This window comes from Bradyrhizobium sp. JHI2711 (assembly GCF_056156565.1).
This window is the reverse complement of the sequence record NZ_JBPZPT010000007.1, coordinates 82,807-106,123: the sequence shown is the minus strand read 5'-3', so window position 1 is coordinate 106,123 and position 23,317 is coordinate 82,807. Positions and strand designations below refer to the sequence as shown.

At 56.7% G+C, this 23,317-nt stretch carries 22 protein-coding genes; 11 read left to right on the top strand and 11 right to left on the bottom strand.

Features of this window, described 5'->3' with window-relative positions:
• Positions 1-26: 26 nt before the first annotated feature.
• On the bottom strand, positions 27-3,224 hold the full coding sequence (locus ACTEK7_RS34310; RefSeq protein ID WP_225148623.1) for a hypothetical protein: 3,198 nt from the start codon (positions 3,222-3,224) through the stop codon (positions 27-29).
• Between the two features lie 330 nt (positions 3,225-3,554).
• Between ACTEK7_RS34310 and ACTEK7_RS34305 the strand changes: the two genes are divergently transcribed.
• The 7 genes from ACTEK7_RS34305 (at position 3,555) to ACTEK7_RS34275 (ending at position 6,993) form a co-directional block, all read left to right on the top strand.
• Complete coding sequence (locus ACTEK7_RS34305; protein WP_225129984.1) at positions 3,555-3,926, top strand: hypothetical protein; 372 nt, start codon at positions 3,555-3,557, stop codon at positions 3,924-3,926.
• A 243-nt stretch (positions 3,927-4,169) separates the two neighbouring features.
• Positions 4,170-4,721 (top strand): hypothetical protein, encoded by a 552-nt coding sequence (locus ACTEK7_RS34300; RefSeq protein WP_225129986.1) that lies wholly within the window; start codon positions 4,170-4,172, stop codon positions 4,719-4,721.
• 220 nt (positions 4,722-4,941) lie between these two features.
• Entirely contained in the window at positions 4,942-5,193 is a 252-nt protein-coding gene (locus ACTEK7_RS34295; RefSeq protein ID WP_225129988.1) for a hypothetical protein, read from the top strand.
• A gap of 304 nt (positions 5,194-5,497) precedes the next feature.
• Positions 5,498-5,725 carry a hypothetical protein gene (locus ACTEK7_RS34290; protein ID WP_225129990.1) on the top strand — a complete coding sequence of 76 codons (228 nt, stop codon included), beginning with the start codon at positions 5,498-5,500 and terminating at the stop codon, positions 5,723-5,725.
• A 19-nt stretch (positions 5,726-5,744) separates the two neighbouring features.
• The gene (locus ACTEK7_RS34285) at positions 5,745-6,044 is read left to right on the top strand and encodes a hypothetical protein (RefSeq protein WP_225129992.1); all 300 of its coding nucleotides are present in this window, start codon (positions 5,745-5,747) and stop codon (positions 6,042-6,044) included.
• Positions 6,045-6,185: 141 nt separating this feature from the next.
• Positions 6,186-6,665, top strand: a complete 480-nt coding sequence (locus tag ACTEK7_RS34280) for a DUF5681 domain-containing protein (protein WP_225129993.1) — start codon at positions 6,186-6,188, stop codon at positions 6,663-6,665.
• On the top strand, positions 6,649-6,993 hold the full coding sequence (locus tag ACTEK7_RS34275) for a hypothetical protein (protein ID WP_225129995.1): 345 nt from the start codon (positions 6,649-6,651) through the stop codon (positions 6,991-6,993). Before ACTEK7_RS34280 ends, ACTEK7_RS34275 begins: the two co-directional genes overlap by 17 nt.
• A gap of 890 nt (positions 6,994-7,883) precedes the next feature.
• On the opposite strand, the gene ACTEK7_RS34270 is transcribed toward ACTEK7_RS34275, so the two are convergent.
• The 3 genes from ACTEK7_RS34270 to ACTEK7_RS34260 all read right to left on the bottom strand — a co-directional run bounded on the left by ACTEK7_RS34270 (position 7,884) and on the right by ACTEK7_RS34260 (position 9,750).
• Complete coding sequence (locus ACTEK7_RS34270) at positions 7,884-8,291, bottom strand: hypothetical protein (RefSeq protein ID WP_225129996.1); 408 nt, start codon at positions 8,289-8,291, stop codon at positions 7,884-7,886.
• Between the two features lie 668 nt (positions 8,292-8,959).
• The gene (locus ACTEK7_RS34265; RefSeq protein WP_225129998.1) at positions 8,960-9,487 is read right to left on the bottom strand and encodes a hypothetical protein; all 528 of its coding nucleotides are present in this window, start codon (positions 9,485-9,487) and stop codon (positions 8,960-8,962) included.
• Positions 9,484-9,750 carry a DUF4160 domain-containing protein gene (locus ACTEK7_RS34260; protein WP_225130000.1) on the bottom strand — a complete coding sequence of 89 codons (267 nt, stop codon included), beginning with the start codon at positions 9,748-9,750 and terminating at the stop codon, positions 9,484-9,486. Before ACTEK7_RS34260 ends, ACTEK7_RS34265 begins: the two co-directional genes overlap by 4 nt.
• Positions 9,751-10,087: 337 nt before the next feature.
• On the opposite strand from ACTEK7_RS34260, the gene ACTEK7_RS34255 reads away from it, so the two are divergent.
• Entirely contained in the window at positions 10,088-10,933 is an 846-nt protein-coding gene (locus ACTEK7_RS34255) for a DUF3616 domain-containing protein (RefSeq protein ID WP_225130002.1), read from the top strand.
• Positions 10,934-11,273: 340 nt separating this feature from the next.
• On the opposite strand, the gene ACTEK7_RS34250 is transcribed toward ACTEK7_RS34255, so the two are convergent.
• The 7 genes from ACTEK7_RS34250 to ACTEK7_RS34220 form a co-directional block, all read right to left on the bottom strand.
• On the bottom strand, positions 11,274-11,756 hold the full coding sequence (locus ACTEK7_RS34250) for a hypothetical protein (RefSeq protein ID WP_225130004.1): 483 nt from the start codon (positions 11,754-11,756) through the stop codon (positions 11,274-11,276).
• A gap of 31 nt (positions 11,757-11,787) precedes the next feature.
• Positions 11,788-12,501 carry a hypothetical protein gene (locus tag ACTEK7_RS34245; protein ID WP_225130006.1) on the bottom strand — a complete coding sequence of 238 codons (714 nt, stop codon included), beginning with the start codon at positions 12,499-12,501 and terminating at the stop codon, positions 11,788-11,790.
• Positions 12,502-12,582: 81 nt separating this feature from the next.
• Complete coding sequence (locus ACTEK7_RS34240) at positions 12,583-13,866, bottom strand: carbon-nitrogen hydrolase family protein (protein ID WP_225130008.1); 1,284 nt, start codon at positions 13,864-13,866, stop codon at positions 12,583-12,585.
• Between the two features lie 804 nt (positions 13,867-14,670).
• A complete protein-coding gene (locus ACTEK7_RS34235) occupies positions 14,671-15,483 on the bottom strand; it encodes a S1/P1 nuclease (protein ID WP_225130010.1) in 813 nt (270 codons plus the stop codon).
• An 18-nt stretch (positions 15,484-15,501) separates the two neighbouring features.
• A complete protein-coding gene (locus ACTEK7_RS34230; protein WP_225130011.1) occupies positions 15,502-16,494 on the bottom strand; it encodes a DUF3616 domain-containing protein in 993 nt (330 codons plus the stop codon).
• Positions 16,495-16,537: 43 nt separating this feature from the next.
• A complete protein-coding gene (locus ACTEK7_RS34225; protein ID WP_225130013.1) occupies positions 16,538-16,726 on the bottom strand; it encodes a hypothetical protein in 189 nt (62 codons plus the stop codon).
• Positions 16,727-16,797: 71 nt separating this feature from the next.
• Complete coding sequence (locus tag ACTEK7_RS34220) at positions 16,798-18,615, bottom strand: phospholipase D-like domain-containing protein (protein ID WP_225141984.1); 1,818 nt, start codon at positions 18,613-18,615, stop codon at positions 16,798-16,800.
• Positions 18,616-19,138: 523 nt separating this feature from the next.
• Between ACTEK7_RS34220 and ACTEK7_RS34215 the strand changes: the two genes are divergently transcribed.
• Genes ACTEK7_RS34215 through ACTEK7_RS34205 form a run of 3 tightly spaced genes read left to right on the top strand, consistent with a single transcriptional unit; the run spans position 19,139 to position 23,233 of the window.
• The gene (locus ACTEK7_RS34215) at positions 19,139-20,461 is read left to right on the top strand and encodes a hypothetical protein (RefSeq protein WP_225130017.1); all 1,323 of its coding nucleotides are present in this window, start codon (positions 19,139-19,141) and stop codon (positions 20,459-20,461) included.
• A gap of 13 nt (positions 20,462-20,474) precedes the next feature.
• Positions 20,475-21,860, top strand: a complete 1,386-nt coding sequence (locus ACTEK7_RS34210; RefSeq protein ID WP_225130019.1) for a caspase family protein — start codon at positions 20,475-20,477, stop codon at positions 21,858-21,860.
• Positions 21,857-23,233 (top strand): hypothetical protein, encoded by a 1,377-nt coding sequence (locus ACTEK7_RS34205; protein WP_225130021.1) that lies wholly within the window; start codon positions 21,857-21,859, stop codon positions 23,231-23,233. The genes ACTEK7_RS34210 and ACTEK7_RS34205 overlap by 4 nt, the downstream gene beginning before the upstream one ends.
• The last annotated feature ends 84 nt before the right edge of the window (positions 23,234-23,317 follow it).

Genomic DNA, 23,317 nt, shown 5'->3' with positions numbered 1-23,317 from the left:
CCGCCCGCGGCCCGGTATCAGGATGTTTACTCGCTGCCGTAAAATTTACTCTGCAATGTCTTGAGTTGGGTAGGATGTAACGCCTCTTCAATGCAGCCGAGAAACATCTGGCTTCTTGCATAGACACGCTCCCTATCGGTTGGGCCATGCTCCATGTCGGTTTGCAGCGCGCGCACGGCGATCCAGTCCTTCGAGGGATCCTTGAGCAACTCAAACAACGTTCGGTTCCGATAGGGATGAAGCCGAAAGTGAGCGAAGGCGACCTTGGCTGAGATCTTCGCATCGCGCAGTGCATCGGGAAGCGTGAGGAGATCAAGCCCGGCCAGTTCTCCGATCTCTTGCATTTGGTTCTGCGCTTCCTGATATTGCTCGCGTCCCACCAATTGATACATTCCTCGTGGACGAAACAGCCAACCGTCGTCCGTCCCCACCTGGTTTCCGAACGGGTTGCCCTCGTAACCAAGAACAAAGTTGGCCAATTCCTTCGGATGGTTGAGCAACGCCTCCATGCCGACGGGCGATTTGTTCGCGGCCGCAAGCTCGGCATTGTTCTTTTCTATTCGGTCGCGCCATTTACGCGGCAGTTGAGAGACCGCGCTGTAAGAGAAGTCTTCGCTGCTTCGTGTAAAATCGGCGCTGTCGTAGGAGATTGCCCCCAGGATATAGGCCAGGATCCGTGGATCGCGCTCGTCGATGCGGTCCCATTCCTGCAGCAAAGCCTTAACCTGCTCGGCCTGGAAATACGCCATATAGCTCTTTCGATATGGCGGCACGGGTGCAGGAACTGGCGCATGATTCTTGATCGATTCCGCCAGTTCATGCTCGTACGCAGAGACTTTATCCTGGTATTTCTGATAGCCACGCTCCTGCAACCACTTGCTCTCATAGCAAGCAAGTAACGGCTGCGGCTTGATCTTTGAAGCGGGCCTGTATTCCTTCTCCAACTCATCGGCGTAAGCAGCCTTTGCAAGCTTGGCATCCCTAAGTGCCTCAAATGCAGATGCGACGGATCCGTTCAAGAGATGAAATAATTTCACTTGCAAGCAATCCGCGTTGCTCTGCTTCTTGCGGGATTGATCGAAGTCATCCTTCGGCACACAATCCCAAAAGCGGCCGCTGCTTAGCGAAATGATATCTTCGGTTTTCTCAGATAGCGTCCAACCAAGCGGCAGGTTGTAAAACGAGCCTGTGATGTCTATTCGACCGAACGTTGGAAAGCGTTGCACGCTAGGCGTTACATCGCTCGTTGGCCGACGATCGATATTGTTCGCGTGGTCGAGCGCAACATAGGTTCGAGAGGTTCGCGTGCTCAAGAGCGCGCGCACCGGCTCCATGAGCTCACCGAACTTGAAAGAGCCGTGGTCTCCAAACTGACCGCTCACCAGCGACAGCAGATAAATCCGGAATTTTGGCGCGTCAGAGGTGCCCTTGATGCTCTTGAGCCGCTCAATCAAATCGAGCGCGGTCTCTATTCCGGAATTCTCGACATATCCGCCGTCCACGAGGCGGGCCTGCGGATTGGCGGTAATACAATCGTTCCGCAAGGAGACCGTCGCTGCCGGCGTCACCCATGGAAACCGAGCGCTGGTAAAGGCCGCGGCACTAAGCGGAATCCGCAGCGAGTGGCTCTTGACACTTTGATCGGCTCCTGTGCCGGCACGATCAAGCATCGAGAGAATACAGAGGTCTTTGTCTTTCACGTGGAGCGGGTCGATATCGAATGGCGAGATCACAACGCGCTTGCCGCTACCGGCATCCGTCGTGTTCAACAACAGCGCCGGCATATTGTTGGAAGGTGTCCAATGTGACTGAAAATCGGCCTTTAGCAGATTGGATTGGTCGCCAACACCCTTTTGGTTCTTGAGCATTCTGTCTGCAGCATTCTCCAGCGTGTACTCCAGAAAACGCGCGCGATCAAAACTTGGGATAGCGAACGGAGAAAACAGCTGGGTGAAGTCGGTAAATAGAAAACCGGCAACCAAGGGCGAGAGAAAATCAGTCTCCAAGATGCTTGCAACGCGCTGTTCCACCTGCCCGGGGGCATCGACATCCTCGGCCCGGCCGACGCCGGCCAGAAAGTCGGCGATCTTCGGGCATGTCTTTGCGTCGGGAGCGACCGTATCAAGTGGCGCCTTGTCGGCATGAAGCGCAGCTGCAAAGATTGCCGAGCCGACACTCCCCCCGGAGACGCCGCTTATCGCAAACAGATGCTGCCGAAATGCCGGACAGAGATCCTGCATCCTGGCAAGAAAGCGCGCCGCATTGTTGGCTGCGTAGATGCCTCCGCCCTGGGCAGCCACAATGAACACCGGATATTCTCCGAGCCTCTCGGCCTCGGCCAGGCGCGGTTTTTGCCGAAGCCAATCCCGAAATGCTTCGACTGCAGAAGTGCGCATGTCTTCTGATGGGCCGGTTGCTCCGGCCACGCTGCGTAGCCCGTGGTCATCGCCTCCGAACAATGAGGCAACCACGAACAAGCCGCCAAACACAACCGGTATAAAAGGAAAATTGAACCTGATCGTCAGTAGTGCAAAGTGGGTGGTGAGACCGGCCACGCACATCGCAAAGAGAGCGATTACGCCGAACGATCCGACGAATTGTGCAAGTCTGTCCGGAAACAAAACGAACCCGGTCGTCAACAGGGCGATGCCGCCGATCGTGAGCGCGAGAAATCTATAGCGGATGAAATAGGCGATGTTCGCCCGGTTCGCGAGTGCCGCCGAGCGATGTTTTGATCCCATCTGCCAAGCGAATACGACAAACGAGGCGAGCAGGATCAACATGGCAAGCGCAAGGATGAGTAGCATGTTCCGCTCGAAGGCGAGCGCTTGGTCCTGAATGCGGAAGATACTCCCGACCTCCTCGACCTCTCCGATCTTTTCAGCTGGCCGCGAGGCGAGTTGACCTGCCGTCGCGGCGATGATCGGCAACGCTCCGAGTACAATGGGTGCAACTTTGATACAAAGCGCCACGGTCCCCCTAGCGGGCGGGATATGAGGCAGGGTTGCGGCGCTAAGCTGAAAAGCGGCCGCCCAGATCGTAAGCGCAATCACGCCCACGGCGACGAACTCCTTGAGCGTTACCCACCCAATATCGTCAGCGGCTATCCGGTAGAGCTCTTGAATCTGATCTGGCAAGTACAGCAATATTGAAATGAGGACCGAGAAGACAGCAATCCACCGCAGGTTGCGCAGTAATGTAAAGAGCTGCTCGCGCACAGTCATCCCGTCAATTTCCCATACTGTCATCGGAGATAGTCCTGAGCGAGCAAATAGGCTTGGATTTTAGAAATTCGTACCAGCCCTCGTCGAGGGCCTGCGCGGTAGATAGCGGGCGGCCCGCAACAAATTGAGCGGAGATCTCCTATCGGACACCGACCCGAAAATTGAGAACATAACCTACAGTAGTGGCGCGATTTATCGAATATTCTCTTGAATCGTCAAGAGATTTTCGATGCTGAGGATCAAAACCCGTGATGTCGATGTTTCGCGCTGTCGATCCGCCACCTTGCGCATTTTTTCTTCACTCGTTTGTTTAGAACGCAATAAAGCCGCATGCCCCACCTCACTCCCGTGATCGGTCGATGGCAGGTCGTCATTACCGGACGTGGGCTTCAATGCTTACGGACGCGCGGACCGCGTCAGGCAATCCGCTACTTACTCGGCGGCGCCCAGTCCGGCGCAAAGCAGATCGCTTCCAATGATCTGATCGGTCAGCCCACATGGATTCAGGCACCGTCGATCGCCTTCAAAACCGTGATGCGCGCGGACTTGAAAATCGGCGATGAAATCCGGATGCCAAAGACGCTGATTACGAACTCGCAGCAGACCATGTCGTCGTTGATCTACCAGAGTGCTGCGCAGCAAGGCACCTTCCTTTTGTCGTCGATGCACCACTTGGGCAATGATAGGCAGCTGGACGGTTAGAGCTGGGTGACCAAGTTCAACGCCTTCCCGAAAACAGCGCAGAGCACATAGCGCTCGCGATTGAAAGCATCAAAATGCGCGGAAGCCGCAAGGGCACCAACCAAGGTGCTCCCTATCATCCGGGAGCCATGAGCATGGCGGCGCACCTATCTCTGGGAGTAAGGAGTCGGAGTGCGCCAAAATGCAACCTTTTTCGGTAAAGCCTTGGCGTGTAGAATGTGTAGGATCACTTGAGGATCCGCGATGGCAGCAGAAAGCATCAGCATCTTGCCTTCTATCGTATCCGGCGTGTTTGGTTTCGTCGGAGTATTGGCGGGCCTTGGATGGAATGCGCTTCAAACGCCAAGAACGGAGCGTCGCTTGCGCGAGAACACACGGACCGTACTACGCACCTCGCTCAAGGCCGAACTCACCAGTCTGGCGAACTTGATGAGATCAGAGATCGCTTATGTTGAGCGCAACGACTTCACCTGGATTCCTCTGGTCGACAGCTTCAAGGTATATATTGCCAACATCCAGAACTTAGGATTGCTTACACCAATCGAGGTTCAGAAAATTACAGAAGCATATTATCAGTACCAGGAGAGCGCGGGATATGTCGCCCGGATCGCCAAAGATCAGCCCGACAAGCCAGCAATCGGCAGACATATCGAGTTTGATTTCACGAAGGCTGAAGCCCACACGAGAAATGACCTTATAAACACGCTCACAGACATTGTGACCAAGGCCGATGAAGCGATCCGAGAACTTGAATCTCAACTGAGTGCCAAACCCCTTCAAGCCGCGCGTCGATGACGGTCATCGCTGCCTCAAATGAGAGCATCGTCTTCTCGTCGAAGTGCTGCGCGGCCGCTGTTTGTCGTTACGCACTCCGCGACGCATGGACACATGACGCACCGGCCGCGGCTGATCGAGTACATCGGTCGCTCAGTTGTCCGAAAATCCCAGGCGCCGACAGCACAGGGAGCGCGGCGGGGCTGCCCGGAAGGGAAGCAACTCTTAGAGGCACTAGTACATGCCAGACGAGAAAGATGCCGCGACATTCAAGCAGATGGTCGACGCCGCCGTCATAAGGCTCGCGGGCCTGCCCGATGATCGGATAATCGTTCAGCTCGAGCGGATCGTGAGCGCATTCGAGCAAGTGGTGCGCGATGGCTCGCCGGAGGTATCGACATTGGCTTTGGAAAAGCTGCGCAATTACTTCCTCGCTGAGATTAGCCAACAGCTCAAACAATTGAGCGGCGGCGGAGCTCCGGGAAGAGCGTAAGACTCTCGCGGATTTAATGGCCCCGGCGCGCGACCACTCACGCCGGGGCCAACGAGAACGATCGGCGGTACGTCCGCGCTAAGTCGGGTCTCTAAAAAACCGCCCCGCCGTTGCCGGCACGTCAGCACGACGGAGCGGTTGGGCTGGAAAGAGGAGATCCGGATCAGCGCGAATGATCATGCAGGATGTGTGCTGACAGATCAACTTGCGCGCTTGTTACCCTTATTCGCGAGCGCGCGGGATTTGCAGTAGGTTCAATCGACGCAGGGACGCACTCACACACGCACTCCCAGGAGATCCACGAGTGAATCCCGAAGCACTTCTTCCTGCGAGTAATGCGATCGCCGAAAGCTCGCGCGCCGACGTAGCGAAGGTCGGCGAGCAGATGAACGCGAAATACGACGCGCTCGATGGTGAGCTGAAGCAGTTCAAGTCCGACGCTAAGAAGAAGGACGAGGACGACGGCGATCCGATGGGCAACGATCCGGACGAAAGCACAGCGCACTGCGGCCGGCTCCGTCTCGCGCTCTGAAATCGAACTCTTCTCGCACGTGCGCGAGCTGCAGCTTCGCCAACCAGTCCATCAGACGCCGGCTACCCGCAATGCATTTGCCGATTTGCGGGCCAGGGCCGACGTCGCGTACGTCGCGCTCGGCGAGCGCGCTTCGCTTCCGATGATGAACGGAAGCATTCTCGATTATCAGGTCAGGCTTAACCGCGCTGCAGCGGCATTCCAAAAGTGGAAAGACACGGAGCTTGCAGTGATCGCGCGGGATAGCTCCACGCTCAACACGGTGTGCGACCAGATGCGCGCCGAGCGGTTGAGTATGGTCTCAACCCGCCAGACCTGAAACCGTTCGAGCACCGCATGATCCGCGAGACGCTGCCGGGTGGTCACCAGGCGACGCGCTTCCTCGGCAACGGTACCATCTTCAAGCAGATGTCGCGTCCGGTTCGGCACGTCGCCTTCATCGGAACCCGCAACTGAAGCCGTGACGACGGAACGTTCAGCTGCAGCAAATGCAGCGCCAAAGCAGCGAGTCCGCGGCCGGCCCTTTCCGAAGGGTCGTTCTGGAAATCCGGCAGGCAAACGGCCAGGGACTCGTCACGCGACGACAGTCCTGGCCGAGGCGCTGATGTCGGCTGACCTCGAAGCCGTGGTCGCTAGGGTCGTCAGAAAAGCGAAGGGCGGCGACATGGGCGCAGCTCGATTGATCTTGGACCGGGTCATGCCGCGGCGCCGGGGCCGCCCCGTGCGGTTTCCGCTGCCGCGGATGAAAACTACGGGCGACGTTGTGGCCGCTTTGGATGCTGTCACGGCAGCCAAGGCGGACGGTGAGCTATCGCCGGCCGAGGCCATGGAGGTTTCTGCCGCCATCGAGATGCAACGCCGCGCGATCGAGACCGCCGACATCGAAGCGCGCCTCGCGCAACTCGAACAAAGGACCGGAACCAATGACGAAGAAGATTGAAGCTCGGCTCGCCGCGATCGAGCGCAAGCTCAACGCGAAGCGCCACCCGACCGACAAGGCTTTCCGGATCTTGTTCGTAGAAGGCGGTCCACCAGGGCCGATCAGTTGGGCCTACGCCGGCACTCTGAGGTGGAAGCGCGAAGCGAACGAGAATCTGGAGGAATTCGCCAAGCGGGCCGCTGATGCGGCCTATGTCGCCGGAGAGACGGCCTTGACCGTGGGCGGACTACCGAGAGGTGACGAGCGGACTTCGGAAGCTTCGATGATTGGTGGCAGACGATTGCTCCGCACTACAGCGACGTGCCACCGCAAGAGGCGCCGCGGTTAGCGCCGCGGCAATCGCAATTTGGAGTCGGCCGGTGAACGAACGCCGGCTCGCGAAGGCGGGTTATGCCTACAGTCGCACCTTCAAGGATCCGGCCCCCCAATCGTCGAGGCCGATTACCAGCCGGTAACCCTTCAGAAGGATCCGGAGCAGATCCTCGCTCTGATCTTCGCCCGGCTCGGGCGAGATTACGGCGGCTCGGTGGTTGGCGGGCCGACGGGCGTCCGGATTAGCGGCACCAGCGGGCTGACGCTTACAGTCATTCGGCGCCCTACTTTCCCGGCCGGGTTCATCCTGCGACGCCTCCGGACGCGCTGGCCCAAGAACGCGCGTGGTGGTCGAAGCGATAGGTGGTTGCCAGTTAGGTTACCCCGGAAAGGTCAAAAGGCACCGAGTACAACAAAGCCCCACCATCAGCCGTACTGAATGTTGCGCTCAATCGCCTTCGCGAGGTTCGCCTTGGTCCTCTCTCACCAAGATCGGCATGACGTTCACAATATACGGTCCTCCCATTTTGTCTGACGATCCCGTAATGGTGAGCGAGCCAGAATCTTCGTCGAATGTGTACTGTTGCCAACGCGCTTCGAAGCGAAGGTGGAAGTCGTCAACATGTACCCTATGTGCTTCCTCAATATCGACTCTCCCATCGTCCGGGCCGCTGTGAGATATGATTGTTACGTCAGAGCGAAATAGCCGTGTGTTACCCCTCCATCGGTACTCTATCGACGCGGGAAATGAGGCGAACCCGGCCGCTTGGTTCGATTGCCAACCATCGCAGTCTCGCCAAAAACGCCTGAAATTCGCCAGAGCATTGAAATTCGCACGCTGGGTTCCTGGGGTCGGCCGTTTCATCTGGCAGCTCCTTCTCTATTGCAACAAACGCGTGCCACGACTTACCAGCGCACCCGTCCCATCATGCGTTTATTCGCATCGATGATCGGAATTGTCCGAGCCTTCCGATGTTCGATCAACTGCTGCGGCCGTCGCCAAGTGTACCGCGCGCAGCCCAGAACATCGAGTATCGCCGGGGTTCGGCGCGCGAAGAAACGCCGCACGAAGGGCATGATCCCATTCTCCAGACCAACCGCACAGGTGTCGTATTGCGCCGGGTAGCCGCTCAGCTCGGATTCCGTGTTTAAGATTCGGGCGTCGTTATAGTCTCCGTCGAGCGTGATTTCCCATCCGGTCGGAATGTCGGCGGCACGGGAGAGGCCGGCCCCCAACAGGAGCGCAAACACGCCCTTGCTCTCGTAGATGGAGAACGCGAGTTGCGTAAGGGGATCGTTCGTCAAAAGCGGCATTCAGGACCTCAGCAGGATCTGTCGCGCGGTATTCCGGCTTGCGAGTGTTTCATATTTTGAGATTGTGACCGTCGTCCGTGACGCCAAAGAACCGAAACGAGACCGTCGCACTGGTTGAGGTGCATCGTCCGATCCTTGGCGGGCAGACTCCCTGCGAGATGCCTTGCGTATTCATGCACCATCTCAATTTTTTGCGGATTTAAGTGTCAACGTCAGACCCTGTGTTTTCGCGCATACTCAGCCAAGCGCTGATATCGATTGTCTTTTCGCAACCCCGGTATCGCTTGCACGATAGCCTCCAGGCACTTCACAAGTTCTCTGGGAGCCCAAGGCTGATCACTGATGATAGCGTCGAGCAAACGCAATGCGGCTTTGGGAAATCGGGCGCACAGTCCTGACTCATCCAGCTCGTGCACAACATGGTGGGGATGCTCCAGGGGCTGCAGCCAGTCCAGAACCGCGCCTAAGGTTGAAGCAAACCCGCGATGCTCAGGACAGCCAGCGAGTCCGCGATGCTATTTGAAGCAAGGTTTCGGGACTTGGGCCAGACCTCTTGCCAGAACGGGCGAACGCGATTCTTCCAATAATCCTGGCGCTGCTTCCTACGAAAAACGGGCTCGGATACGAACAAGTCCGGAGCAGCACATGCTGTGGCAGATCAATAGAATTTAAGCCGTCTTGTTGTTTTTAGCATGCTCATCCTTTTCAACCTTCTCAGCCATAGCTTTGGCCCGTCGATACGCGTCGAAACCATAGCAAGCCCAAGCCACGATCCGGGGGATAGGGCCGGTTGTTGCGTAGGTCGCAATCTGGCGTCGACTGCGTCCAAGATGGGCCGCAGCCGCCTCTTGAGTCAGGTTGTTGCGCGCGAGAAAAGTTGCAAACTCCTTGGGCGTAATGATCTGCTCAGCTAGCGCATAGATCATATCCGCCGACATCGTGAGATCATCGCCACCATCCCAAATGACCGCGTCCCCATCGTTGTCGACAAGGCGCGCCGTCAAAAACCGGCCTTCCTCACGAAGCGGTTTGTAGATTTTGTAACTGAAGATTATTGGACTGATATCAATAGCATCCTCCCGCCCGGCGCGTGGACCATCCGCCGACTTCACGGCGATGGTGTAGGGAGCGAAGGGCTTAATCGATGCCATGCGAGGAAGCGGAATTCCGCTATCGATAGTCTCATTCTCGCTCATTTAGCCTTCTCCACTCTGCTGCCAGAAACGCTCGATTTTCCGCCTTCTTTGCGCAGGCGATTACTTCGTCTAGATCCTTCTTCGATGCCTTCCCTAATGACACTTAGCGTCACCAAATCGATAAGTGCGTTCGAATTCGGCCCTTTGATGTGGAAATGAGGCGGGTTATGGTCTCCCGGATAAATGTATATCTTACCGCTGAACTTCGTCGAGCTTTGGCCGACCTGCCTGGCAACGCCCTCTTTCGTGGTCAAGTGGCTCACTATGAGAAGAACGGAATTACATCTGTTGTCACATCGTTCGACAGAAAGGGCTGATTCCCAGTGAAATGGTCAAATGGTGCCAATATGCGAGCAACGTGCTCGAGGCTTTCATTGGGAACTCCGTTTCCTCATTAGACTTCACTCAAGCATTGCCGCAGACGTCCACGCTCAAACCGTCCCGACAGTAAAGCCTGTCGCGGGCCCGTGGGAAGCCGGACAATTCATCTTCCCGTCGCATGCCAACAAAGCACGGAAGTCGCTCAGCGGAATAGCCTGCAATACAGGGGCCGGCAGCCCCTGCCTAGTCGTTTTCGACGAGGGTACGCTGGCGCACTACGTGGTCGTCTCGTCCTCGGGCTATGTGATCGACAATGCGGCTGTACCGCTCCGATCCTCGGACGAGGAACTGGACGCAGAAGGGGCGACCACCGACGGCAAATATTTCTACGTTACGGGCTCCCATTCGGCAAAACGCAAGACCTGCGAGAGCAATCCGGGGAGCCGGCATGTTATCCGGTTCGCTATCGACCCCACGAGCGGAAGGGCAAAACTGGATACCTCGCAGCACTTCGCCGACTACAAGGATACCGACGCCCTCTGGCGTTTAATGAGCTCCCTACCCGCATTGTCGGACAGCATCGGCGAGCAGAAATGCCTGAGAACCGAGCCGCCCGAGAAGGCTCCCAACCTCAAAGGGCAACGAGGCGTCAACATCGAAGGCGTCGCAATACGGAACGGGACTTTGCACTTCGGCTTTCGCGGACCGGCGAAAGATGCAAGAGCGCCGATCCTCTCGGTAGATGCCGTCGCACTATTCGAATCCGACACACCGAAGGCGGACGCCACGTTGGTCGAAGTCGGCGAAGGCCGCGGTATAAGGGATCTGGTTCAAGTGAATGACGGCGTACTGGTCCTCGCTGGCCCCGACGACGATGTCGCCAATGAGAAGGCCGGTTGGATCCTGGGCCTGTGGGATGGCGTTCACGCCGACGTGGCGAAACTGAAAAACGTTACCGGCCTTGGACTCGATGATGTCAAGCTCCGCAAGTGCGACGATGAGCTCAAGCCGGAGGCGTTGGCGGTGTTGCGAGACGTCAGCGACGAATATGAGCTGGTAATCTTGGCGGATGGTATGTGCGACGGCGGACCTTTGAAATTCGTGATCCCACGAAAGCCGCACTAAACTCCGTTCTCGACTGTAAGGGAAATGCCAAGAGCTGGGATCGACGCCAAGATTCCGACGCTTTGATCACGTTGTCCTATCGAGAGGACGCCGCGGGGTCGCGGCATCAGATTTGGCAATCCGTCCAAGGCCGACGCGACGAAAATGCCAGTTAGCATCACCTGGAGGACGCGGCTGTGACTGGCGTGGCACAATTTATTCCAGTCACCCGCGTTTCAGTGCAGAAAGTGCCTATCGCATGTTTGCCGAACGGCAAGCTGAAATAGTTAGCCATTCAGGCGCTGTCGCGAGCCGTTAAGCTTGGCATGTTCAAGAGCCCTCAACCCATTATAGGCTCATCCTAACCGACCGACTCTATGCGGTCCGAAATCTTTTCCAGATACTGAAATGCGCGGCCAGCGTGTTCACGGGCCCGCTTCATCCATTCTGCGGATTGTTCAATGCGCCGGGCCTCGGGCGGCACTCCTCCGTTCGAGACAGTCAAAAGCTGTTGGCAGACCACCTCAAAGTCCTGCGCGAGATCGTAGATCAGATAGGCGACGTTATCCAGGGTAAGCACATTGGCGAAATACGGCTCTTGCTCGCCCTCCAGCTTCATCTCGACGAACGGCACGAGTACTGTCCGACCCGGCGCAGTTTCCTCACCGGAAGCGACTTTGCTCTCGTCTCCTGCGGCCTCGATATCACCGACCGAAAGGAGCAAGGACATAAGCGAATTTTTCACGACGCTCACATTGTCGAGGAAATCCCCGTACATGCGGATTGCGTCAGGAGTCCGCTCTTCGCTTTCCGAAGCGGCGTCTACGGCCCGGCTACTCGCCATCTGAAATTCTCCGATCCGAACTTACATCCCCTCAAACAGCCACGGCCTTGCTGAATGCAGCGGGTTCGTATTGGTTTGCGCTTCTGGTTGGATGAAGCAGCTCCTTGGCGTTTTGGACCTGCTTCGCTCCCCCGTGTTTGATTGGATGCGAGGTCACTGTCGTCGGCACTCCGACTCGCTTGTGATTGTGTGCTGGTGTTTCTCTTTCGGCGATTAGCTTGGCGGCTCGCAAGCCGACCGAGGTTAGACTGAAAGCCGCGTGCTTACCGAAACTGGTACGCCGGATAAGACCGGCAACCGTCATCATATTCAGCACTCGTGAGAGATTTGCCTGTCCAAGACCAAAATGGCGCAGCAGTGCTGCCCTGTAGATTCGACGATGCGGCTCACGGAAAATCTCCATGAGGATGTCGCGGACATGCTCACGCTGTAACACATCCGCGGATGACAGACGCTCGCCCGCAGTAATGGATTCAGAGACCAACTCCTTCAGCACACTGATCTTGTCTGCAAAGGTCTTGTGATCGACCTCCAGATAAGCCCCAGTTCGCGCCATAATCTCGTGCCAGCGCCGCAATTCTTCGTCTCGCCGGCCGTCGGACAAGCACTTCCAAGTCCAGGCGCGGAGGGCTCGGTAGATGCTTTCAGCCGCACGGGCGCCGCCGTCGGTTAGGGCAGCACGAATGATGTGCCGCGCTTCCTCGGGAGAGGCATCGCCTAAAGCGATATCGTCGAAAGCCAACATGGAACCGTTATCCCATCTAAGGTTTAAGAGATCGTTTTACAACGTTTTACACCCGATTTGGTCCCGAAGTAACCCCATGTTTCATTCTGAAACAAACTGCCATTTCGTAAGTGATTTCAAGGAATTGACGGAAATGGAGGCGGGAGACGGCGGCAGGGGCAGGACGTAGCCAAGCTCCTTCTGTGACGCCAAGCGGGCGTCCGTTTGCTGCACCACGAGAGCGCGGGCACCCGTTTTTGCCTGCACCTCCGCCGCGACGTTGAGGTGAGCGACCATAGTGGACTCCTCCCCCATAGATGGCACAGCGAAAAAATCTACGGGCAAGGTAAGGTAAGGCGATGTCATCGAGGCCCGATCGCAGAAATCTCGGCAGATGGCCAAGCCGATCAGTTGGCTGTCGGTAATAAGGACGGGGATACATTCCCCCGATCTGATATCCTCCAGACGGCCCTTTTCATCCCGAGCCGGAACAATTTTATCGAATGAGCGGATCACACGTCCGTATCCGTCCAAGACCGTCGCTCGGTTGAAATAGCCTACATCAGTCTCTTCATGCCAGCTTCCGGCGAGCAGCCAGTGAAGAGGGAATTCATCATCACTGGCAATGGTGCGCTTCCGTAAGAGGTCGCAGATCTTAAGTCGCGTGGATTGATCGATTGTCAATTCCGGCCAGACGATGCCTGCACACCCATTCGACATCGATTGGTCGATCTGATTGTCCAGGGTTTCATCGATATCGTCGAACGTGACGTTTTCGGCGATGAAGTTGCCTTCGCGAGTTTCGCGAGTGAAAAGCTGAAGGTTGGAGAACAGCGAGGCCGCAACTCCCGACTTCTCGCCAGCTTCCCGTAGGTCTATGCGGATGGGGACGACTTCGAGACCACCTACCTCGGAGGGAAGTAGGCGATGCCTCAGTATTCCGCGTTTGAGATAAGGTCGCCCAGCGAGCCGAGAGTCCTGCAAGTTTCGCGGGCGAGGCACGACGAGCATGTTGGTCGAAGGACAACGCCACTCATCTAGCTCCGAATCAGGGTCCCCAAAATCCGTCCCGGAGGTCGTGTACAGGTATTCATCGACTGCTCTAATCTGGCTCCCCAGAGAAAGCATCCAGTCCTCTGGGGATAGCGAGCGCGGCGTCCAGCGATGAGTGCCGCGCGTCATCGTCTCGATCCGCCGGCCAGTCAAATGTTTTAGGGTCGCTTCTGAAAGTCGCTCGTAGGCCGCGAGAACAGGGATTGGCGCCTCACACGCAAGCAAATGCAGTCGGCACAATACCGTGGTAAGCGGCTTCTTTTCTATCGAAGGTGCAGCAGCAATTTCCGCCTCGAGATTGCGTGCCTTATCAATCCATTCCTGAAAATTCATGCGCCGACTGGTCACCCCCCCTTGCGACAATGCTAGGGCTTTTCGCTTCGCGCAAGCTCCGCCGCCCTAGTAATTTCCCTAGGCGGTGGACAACCTGAACGTGACGGGGGCTCGCTTCGGAGGCTAAGTTCGAGTCGAGCGTTAGGCCGAAGACGGTCAACGCTGCCCCGATATGACTGCAAGCCGTTATCGGAGCCAGAGCTTAGCCAATCGCGACCGCGCCCAATCGGTCGTCGACTTCGCGAATCCGCACTCCTAGCCTCCCTGCCAGGGGCTCAAGCACACCCAAAACCACCTCCCTGAGGTCCCGATGCGCGGCATTTTCATAGATGAGCAGTAGCGAATCTAGGGCCGGTTGAGACCCGTGAGCCGCGATCATGCGCAACCGAACCGGACGCCCCATTATAGGAGCAGCGAGAGACGACCAATTGCAGGAACGAAAGGTCGAGCAAATGTTGCCGGTCCTGCAAGGTGTAGCGCTTAATTCCTGGACCTCCATTTCATCGGCCGTGTCGATCAAGCTGGACATTGCATCACGATCGCCGTATCGCGCAGCAAATATCAATAAGCGCCTGCGGAGAAGCTCCTCTACATCTCGATCGTCAGACAGCGAGCGGAGAATCTCCACCTTTCGCGCGCCTGGAAGCGTTTGGGGATCGTTGACCGCGACTTGGAGTTCTTCGGCATGAAAAGGGTACCCGATTCATTGCAGGCTGTGCAGCACTTGGAAGCCCGATCACCCGCCCGAGCGAGGCCTGGGCCACGTCGGCCCTAGGGAAATCCCGAGGTACGGGGACGGGTGCCCTACCGGTCAGCAAAAACGCTGTCGAGGAGCCGACTAAGTCTGAATCCCGCCTTCTGAAGCTGTTGCTTTACAATAGGAACATTGACGGCAAGGTAATCCTCACTGACGGCGACCGTACCCTCCGGAAGGTCGCAAGACGAGCTATGCATAACGCAATAACCAGTCTTGACTGACTCAGAGATGGCAAATGACTCGTTCGCCCAGTCGCGAGGTTCGGACGAGCTCCACTTCAGTTTCATCTCCGGGGTGATTTCGTCGATGAGCTCCGATGCAGCGTCGAACACATCGGATCCAACTGCCTGCACGACTAGACAATTATCCCACGCACTGTGCAAATTACCCGAACATTCTCCTCGCACACGAATGTTGTTTCCGCCGCGATCGTCCTCGAATGACACATGCAATGGCTGATGAATGTCTCCCACCCAGTGACCGAGTGACTTCAGCGCAATGAGCCTATCCACCGTTTTCTCGTGTCTCGAGTTGACTAATTTCGAATCGTTCAGGATGGCTTTCAGTACGCAGCTTGGCGCCAACGGGCAGTCATCCGACGTGAGCCCACGCGAGTCTCGTGGAAGGTTGACGAAGTGGTCTTGAGTACGAATGCGCGGATGGTCGGGAAATACACAAGACTCGGAAAAGGTGTCGAACTCCGTGTCTGCTCGGATGAGTTTGCGAACCGCGGCACGCGTATCGGGCAGCGCCAGTCGATAGGCGATCTCGCAGACGATTTTGTGTCCCTCGTCGCCCCACGCCGAAGCGCTGGTGCAAAACGCAAGAAGAGCGATAATTGCTAAAGGTATGCGGCGCATCACTAAATCTCCCAACGCTCACGGTAAGGGAACTTCAACAGGAGTTGGCGAGCCTTCCTTCTCGCTGTCGAAGAGGACGAGGGCTCTCAATTTGGACTTCGTTACATCTAGGGGAAGCACGGCTTCCGGTTTGCGCTTACCTTTGAACGGCAATTCGGCGAGGAGGCGAACCTTTTCGCTTCTTCCGTTCCAGAGATAGAGCGCATAAGACCCAGGCTCGTCCGCGGCCGGGCCTGCCAAGATCAGCAAGCTGCCAGCGAAGCTCGTCAGGTCGCGAACACCGCGGCCGGGCCCCAATCGAAGCCGAAACGTTTCATGCCGATCGTCTCCCCCTTCAAATAAAGCTTTCGCCCCCACCGACAGCACGACCGCCCGATTCCCGCTTAGGACGGGCCCTCGAAAGCCGACGAACAACTTGCCACCTGGCCCAAACGCTAGGCCCTCGATGGTGAGGCCGTTCTTCTCCAGACGCTTATCCATGAATGGGCGAAGTGTCCGATCGGCCGCGATAATATCCCGGAACCTTGCGGACCTATCGACGCCCGCGCCATCCTCCCGAAATCTGACGATTTGGCTGCTCGCAGCGATCCTCGCTCGGATCTCCGCAGCATTTGCCTTGGATTTCAGCTTTCCCTTCTTATCGCGCGGATGGCCGTGCGAACCGATCACATAGTAGAAACCATCTGCGAATGCGACGGCCTCGCCGTCTAGCTCGAGCGCTTTCCCCTCAAAACTGTTAGCAATTAAGTCGACCGGTTTGCCAACAATGATCTCTCCATCGTGAACCTCCACGAACTGCGCATGCTGTACGTTGTCGTCGATGACGACGCATAAACGAGGAAAGCCCTGGTCAGTGGCGCAGGCCATCCCACTTACATCCTCGGCTTTCTCACCGTCCTTCCCGAGCAATCTGCCGTCAACGTGCCAAGCGTCGCGCTTCTCCGCCAGCGCAGGCCCGGTAGAAGCGGCAAGAAGTAGCGCGAGCAATCCCGCTCTTCCAATGAAACTCATTGGACTTCTCCGACGTACGGCGTTCATACCCTCCGAGAATCCCTCAATCTAACACGATCGAGTAGGACGTCCCAAATCCGTCAAAGAGCTTCCATGGCTCTCCGTCCTTGAAGATTAGGGTCTGGTGTCCAGTGGCATTGGCGATGGCTTCCGCCTCATCATGGATCACAACGCCGAAATGCTTGAAGGCGCTGTCCCTGTCATCCTGAACGTAGAGAACATAGCTCGCCACGACCCTAATCCTTGTCCGGGGCTTCTGTTTGCGTGTCTTAGCTCGCTTCGATTTCGACGCTTTGGTCTTCTTCACGCGCCCCGTCTTGCTGCTTTCTTCTTTTTACCCGCTTTTGCCTTAGCCGTTTTAGTGGGCTTCTTTTTTGCAGCCGCCGCAGACTTTTGTCCGGCAGCCGCTTTCGCTTCCCTTGCTTCTTTTGCCTTAGTTCGTTTGGCTTTGGCCCGCTCGACTTCGTCAGCAAATATGTCTTTCGTATCCTCCGCCGCTTCCGTCGACCAATTCGCCCGCGGGTCAGCGAAAAACATAATTCGACGACTGCACTTGTAGTCGCCATCCTCAAAATACGGCGTCATCCAAGTCGGCGTTGTATCCAGCAACACCGCCTTTTTAGCAGCTTCGTCCTCTTCTTCATCAGCCATGGCCGCACGGTTGGCGCTCATTCGAAAGAAGAAGTGACGGAAAATACGATCGAACTCTGTGAGGTAGATGTCAGCGACACGGGTGTTGCCCCGGATGAAAAGCATGTTCTCGTCATTGGCCGTAAGGGAATTACCCGAGAAGTTCGCTGAACCGGTGCAAACGAATGGGTCGTCCGAAAGCGGGTCAATTAAGAGAAATTTTGTGTGCACGAAAAAGACGAAGCCTTTTCCGTCCTTTCGAGCCAATTCTTCGTCAACGAACCACTTCTCGAGCGGGAAATTGGGGATTGGCACCAGCTTTGTACCGCCCTCCCCTTCCTGCTTTTCGAAGGACTGCTTCGTCACCTTTCCGAGCACTGAGCCATTCGACATGACCAAGCGGCCGCGGCTACTGCGTTCCGCCTTGCGGGCATCCGCAGTAGCGGGCTTCTCGAGGAGAACGAAGCGCATTGAGTTCTGTTGTTTGCCCAAGGACCTCAGCAGTATTGGGTCGACGGTGAAGGCGGCCGTAAACATGCAAGACGTTTGCGCGTTCTCGATCCTCTTTCCGTACCAGTCGAGCAGGTTATCCGCGATCCTGGGCGAAAAGAATGCTGTGATTGGTTGCTCCGGGATGAGATTCGGCGGGTTCGGCGAGAGTTCGATGGCCGCTTCGCGCGCCGGCTTTCCGGTAGGGTTCTTGGAAAGAACCTTCCAATATTCGTGGTACTTCCGTGGGATCGCGGTTGGTTTGTTGCTCGCGTCAGTCACCACATGACCAACATTGGTCTGCCCCAGGAAACCAGACGGAGTGAAGTTGACTGATCCGGTCCAAACTGCCTTCGGACTTGCTTGGTCATCGAGCCAAATGATGAATTTGTTGTGCGGCGTTTGCGGGCGGGTTCGCTCGATCAGCCTCCCCGCAGGAAGTTTCACCTCATCGATGGCATCTTCGTTCGCCTTCGTCTTGTGGTAGATGATCTTGACGTCGACACCCCGAGCGATCGCCGCCTTGAGGGCCTTCAGCAGCGGAAGGTACGTAAATTCGTAGGCACAAACACGGAGCTTGTCGCCTTCTGGGACTTCGTTGATGAAGGTCACACAGGCTTCTTCAAGCCCCCGCGAAAGCCAGACTGAGGTTTCCTCAGAGACGCGATTCTTATCATCAACGGCGTTGTACATCTCCTCCGTCAGCGTGCGGTTTTGGAAAGTCACAGAGTACGCCCGGCTAGCGACTACCCCTCGATTGAACCAAACGCCGTGTTCTCCGTCGTTCTCCTTCTCTGTCCTGATTCTGACGGCTGCGCTATACCTCCGCTCAAGCCCGTCGATTTCACCGTACATCGCAACGATCGTGTACTCATATTCTGTGTCAGGGCGAGCTTCGTAGTCTGACCAAAGGAAGCTCTGGATCGGGTGCTGCAAAGTCGAATACTTCGCACTCTTTTCTGGTTTGGGCACCAGCTTTTCGAAATATTTGGTTCCTTGCAACCACCGGGTCTCCTGACCGTGCCTAGCCTGGAATGCGAAGCACCTGAGGCCCTCCAGTCGCTCGGGATCGATATCGATTGCCATCAGTACGACGTGTGTACCGGCTATAGCCCGTACCCGCAGCGGACCATCGGTAGCTCGCTCTCTGCTCATGCCGTCCTGCCCCGTTTGTCCAATGTGCAACCTTATCGCGACTGGCTGACTTGTCGAGAGTGGAGCGCTGTTGAATATCGAAGCATCGCAATGCGAACGTCGTTTGTTGTTCGGACGTTGGAAACTGCGCCGTTTACGCACACTACTCTTGTGCGTCGGCGGGATACTGGGCAGGCAGCGCCCCGGGCGGGACAAACGAACTGGCGCCTCCAATACCAGCGAACCAACCTCTAGTTGCCAGTGGCATCCTAGGGATTTCCCTAGGTCGCAGGCGAGGCATACGCCGCTGAGCAAATTTCCGGGCTACATTTCAGATTGTCTATTGCTACGCTAGCCATTTAAGATGGACCAGCTATACGAGGGCCCGACAATGCCGCTTGTTTTCGTGCATGGCGTGAATACGCGCAGAGGCAACACCCCACAAGAGCAGCGGGTCTTCGATGACCGAAGCACATTGCTCCAGCAACAGCTGGCGCATGTTGCTTTTATCGATCGGGTAAAGACCGCCGACGGACTGAAAACATTTGCGCCCTACTGGGGAGACCTCGGAGTCAAGTTTGCCCGCAACTTCGCCAGCTTGCCCACGTCCGGCGCACAAACATTAGCGGTTGGCCAGCCGGCGCGTGTGGACTTGGTGACCTCTACCGCAGCAAAGTTGGACGGCGAACTCGTCAACAAACCCACCTTGAACAGCGATCCACTGTTAACCGTTGCGAGGGCCCGATCGTTGCCCGCGGCGGTGGACTTGCTATTCGCTGGCTCCTCGAACGCTCCAAAGGCTGGTCCATTAGCACAGGCACTGACAAATGCGTTGCCGGACGTGGCGCGGTTCTCTCTGGTAGCCGAGGCATACGCGGCTGCCAACCGCAATCCGTCCTGGCTGCAGACCGTCAAGAACGACAGCGAGTTTGTGGAAGAGCTATTTCGTTCGGTAACGGCACTTTCTGCAACTTCGAGCGAAGCGGCCACAGGAGCCAATGGAACAATCCAAACGTTGGCGATTGGAAACTCTGTTCTGAATTGGCTTAAGACCGGCGCCACCGCGATCAAGGATGCAGTGAGTGAAGTGACTAAGAACGTAAAAGACGCCGTGGGAGGTGCTGCAGTCGATGCAACTCGTGCAGCGTTCCTCGGCCTCTCCGAATACGTCCGTCCTTCCGCTTCCACATTCGCCGGACGTTTCGTGGGCGACGTGTTCACCTACATGGACAACCGACAACCAATTGTCGAACGAGTCATTGCCGCGATCAAGGAAGCAAACGCGGCCCGTCGCCCTGGCGACGAAGAACTCTATCTTGTCGGCCATAGCTTCGGTGGCATCATTCTCTACGACATTCTAACCCACTTTGCGAAGGACCTGCGGTGCGACCTTTTTGTGACCGTAGGTTCTCAGGTCGCACTGTTCGCGGAGATGGGGCGCCTAGCAGCGGCTAGCGAGTTGGCGGAGCCTTTCGCAAAGGGCGAGCCTGCTGATCTTCCTGCCGCAGTATCGCGCTGGATTAACGTCTATGATTTGACCGACTACGTTGGTTTCGCGACCAAGGGCGTCTTCAAAGACGTACTCGATTTTGAGTTCGAGACGGATGCTTTGCCAATCATTTCCCATGCCGCATATTTTGACACTCCCCGCTTCTTTGCCCGCCTGCGTGAAAGAGTAAAGGAGTTGTTTGAAGAAAAGGGAGCGCAAGTTTGATTTGGAGGCGCTTATGGCCCTGATCTGGGCCGAAGGGTTTACAGGCGAAAACGCCCTCGCTCCGGCTTGGCTGAAAATGAGCGAGGCCATAGTTAGACGCCGTAAACTAAAGGCCGCAGACGGCATTCCATTTCTCGACGCGAGCAAGGCCGAAGAGGATGCCGTCGAAAGATATACGACGCTTGTCAAACAAGCAGAAGAAGCTCTGAAGAAGGCTGCGAGTGACGGCAAGCCTAGAACTCACGTAATGATCGTTGGCGTCGGCGAATACGATTCAAAGGACATCATTCCGACGGTCACTACATCGGTGAACGGAGCCAGGAAATTCGCCGAGTGGGCACTGACGAAATTCTCCAAGGTTGACCGCCCGTTAGGCTCGGTCGAATTCCTATGTTCGGCAACACCAGAGCAGGGCGAGTGGAAACTGGAAGGTGACGCGGCCACGAAGCTCGGGTTTGCAACTACCTGTCCTGCGATGCCAGCCGAACCAGCTACATTCGAGAATATCCGCAAGCGGTTCGGTGAATGGTTGGACCGTTCCGGTACAATGCTGGAAAATGCCGCGATCTGGTACTTTGCCGGCCACGGCATATTCAAGTCCGAGCCGACGTTGTTCGCCCAAGACGCGCGGCTTCCTACCAACGACAAAGAGGGAGGCAACCTGATCGCGACGATCGCGAGCGCGACCTACCTACAAAACCGGAAGCCCAGCGTGCAATGCTTCTTCATCGACGCTTGCTCCGAGTATAACTTCGAGGCGATCGCAAACCAGCTCGAAGTGATAGGTCGCCCGCTCTGCACGCCTGTAAGCGGTGCCGCCATCTCGGAAAGAGATGCCTCAATCTACTTTGGCTCATACGCAGGCGGTAAGGCCTACGGAGACGCGAAAGACGCGCCCTTTTTCACGCAGGAACTCATACATTGCTTGACGCAGCGTGCTGGTGACCCAACGGTCGATGGATGCCCGGTGACTATGTCATCACTGGCAATTGCTCTAAAGTCGGCGGCGTTGCATCGCGCTGAGACGGAAGATAACAGCGGGATCATCTTCTCCGAAAGCAAGCCGGGTGTCGTCAACACGACAGGCGTTCTCTGCGATCTTGTCGGCCCCCCTGAAGTCCTGGTCAAGGTAAGGTGTAGCCTTGGCACAGCGATGTCAGCCGCAGATCTGTTCGTCGCCGAAGAGGCGCCAGGTGAAAGACGCCTAAGCCGAGCAAAACGGAGGGACGGGCCGTGGTGCACGCCCGTCCCCATCGGAAAGTGGACGGCGAATGCGGCTTTTGACACCGATAAATATGAAACCGGCCTTAAACCGTTCGAGCCGAAGCTTCCGGCTTCTGAAGTCATCATAGACATCAAGCGGCGCGACACAGGCAAACCGGATGGGGCGAAGCCGTGACCAGCTACATCGTCCGGATCACAGCTGAAAATGTGCCACCGGACCTGGCCGGCGCGCCCATAGCCGTGGAAGTGTTTTCCGAGGCCGGAAAGGCCGAGCGCGCGGCGTTGCGTCTTGCCGGCCGTCCTACAGACGTCGGCGTGCCGGGTCCAGGCTCCTACCTGGTGAGAACCGCTCTTCCTTCCGGGCGCATTATTTCGATCACCGTCGCAACCCCAGAAACAGGTACCAACGGACTAGCTATCGGCGAAGCTGTGCTGGACATGAAGGAAACTGACGCGATTGCAGACTTCTGGCGCGAAGCCGAGTCCTTGATGAAAATCGCAACCGCAATACAAGCGAGCCGTAAGCCCGGCGAGACCATGCCGCCTTGGCTGGGTGAGCGCCTCCGCGAGCTCGGAAACCGCGCACTTGAGAACATCGCAGAACTTGGCAGGAATGCGCTTACCCGCCTCTTGGACAGATTCCGCGGACAGGTCGTCATTACTGACGTCAGTTCGGCAGATCCGGGATCGCCGCGCATTCAAAACTCTGAACACCGCCGCACTGCACACGACGCGCATGCTGGCTCTCCGATTGAGTTGTCCTACCGCTGGGGAACGTTCGTTGAGTGGACCCCCGGCCGGACGCACTCAACATTGGTCTTGAGGAAAGGTGGAGACGGTAAAGTAGATGCTCAAGGAGAAATATCCGTTCCTTCTGGGATCGCGCCGACCAACTGCTTCTATGTTGAGATTTCCGAACCATCTAGCCACAACGCTGCTCTAGTCGTTTGGCTGCCCGGGCCCAAAGGAGAGGCGGTTAAGCTCGCGGCAAGTTCCGAGCTCGCCGCCTATCGGAGTGGATCCGTTTTATCCGCATATCCGGCCTCTCCTGAAGATGCCCTTGCAACGACGTTGTACGAATACGTACGTCAAGGCGCCATGGAGCGTGCCCGCCTGTTCCTTGATGATCTCATTGAGCGATTGCGAAATCCTCAAGACATGCCGAGTTCGAACACCAGCATTTTGGCAGCTTACGTTCTCTACAAGCTAAGGCACCCCTACGCTGATGAACTTATCCCGCGGCTGAGGGAAATGAATCCTGACCTGCCCGACGTGCATGTCCTGCAATGTGCGCAATGGATAGCTACCGGTAAGCAAGATAGTGTGCCAGACGAGCTCGTAACTGCAATCAAGTGCGGTATTCCGATCTACACTGAAGGGGTCAGGCTGCTTCGCGACAGCTCCAACTTATGCCGTGACCTCTTCCCTGATGATAAAAGGTTCGGCGATCATGTGCGGAAAGCTCATAGTGCGGCCTCGGCGGCCAATTTCGAATCCATGTTGACCTGCTTGCGGCTTGGCGCGGACGTTATGGCGGAGTTTGTCTAGAAATGTGGTTTGGCCTGATAAGCTCGCGCAATGCCGCGAGAACCACGTTCGGTGACAAACCAAAGCCCAACCAGACAATGTGGA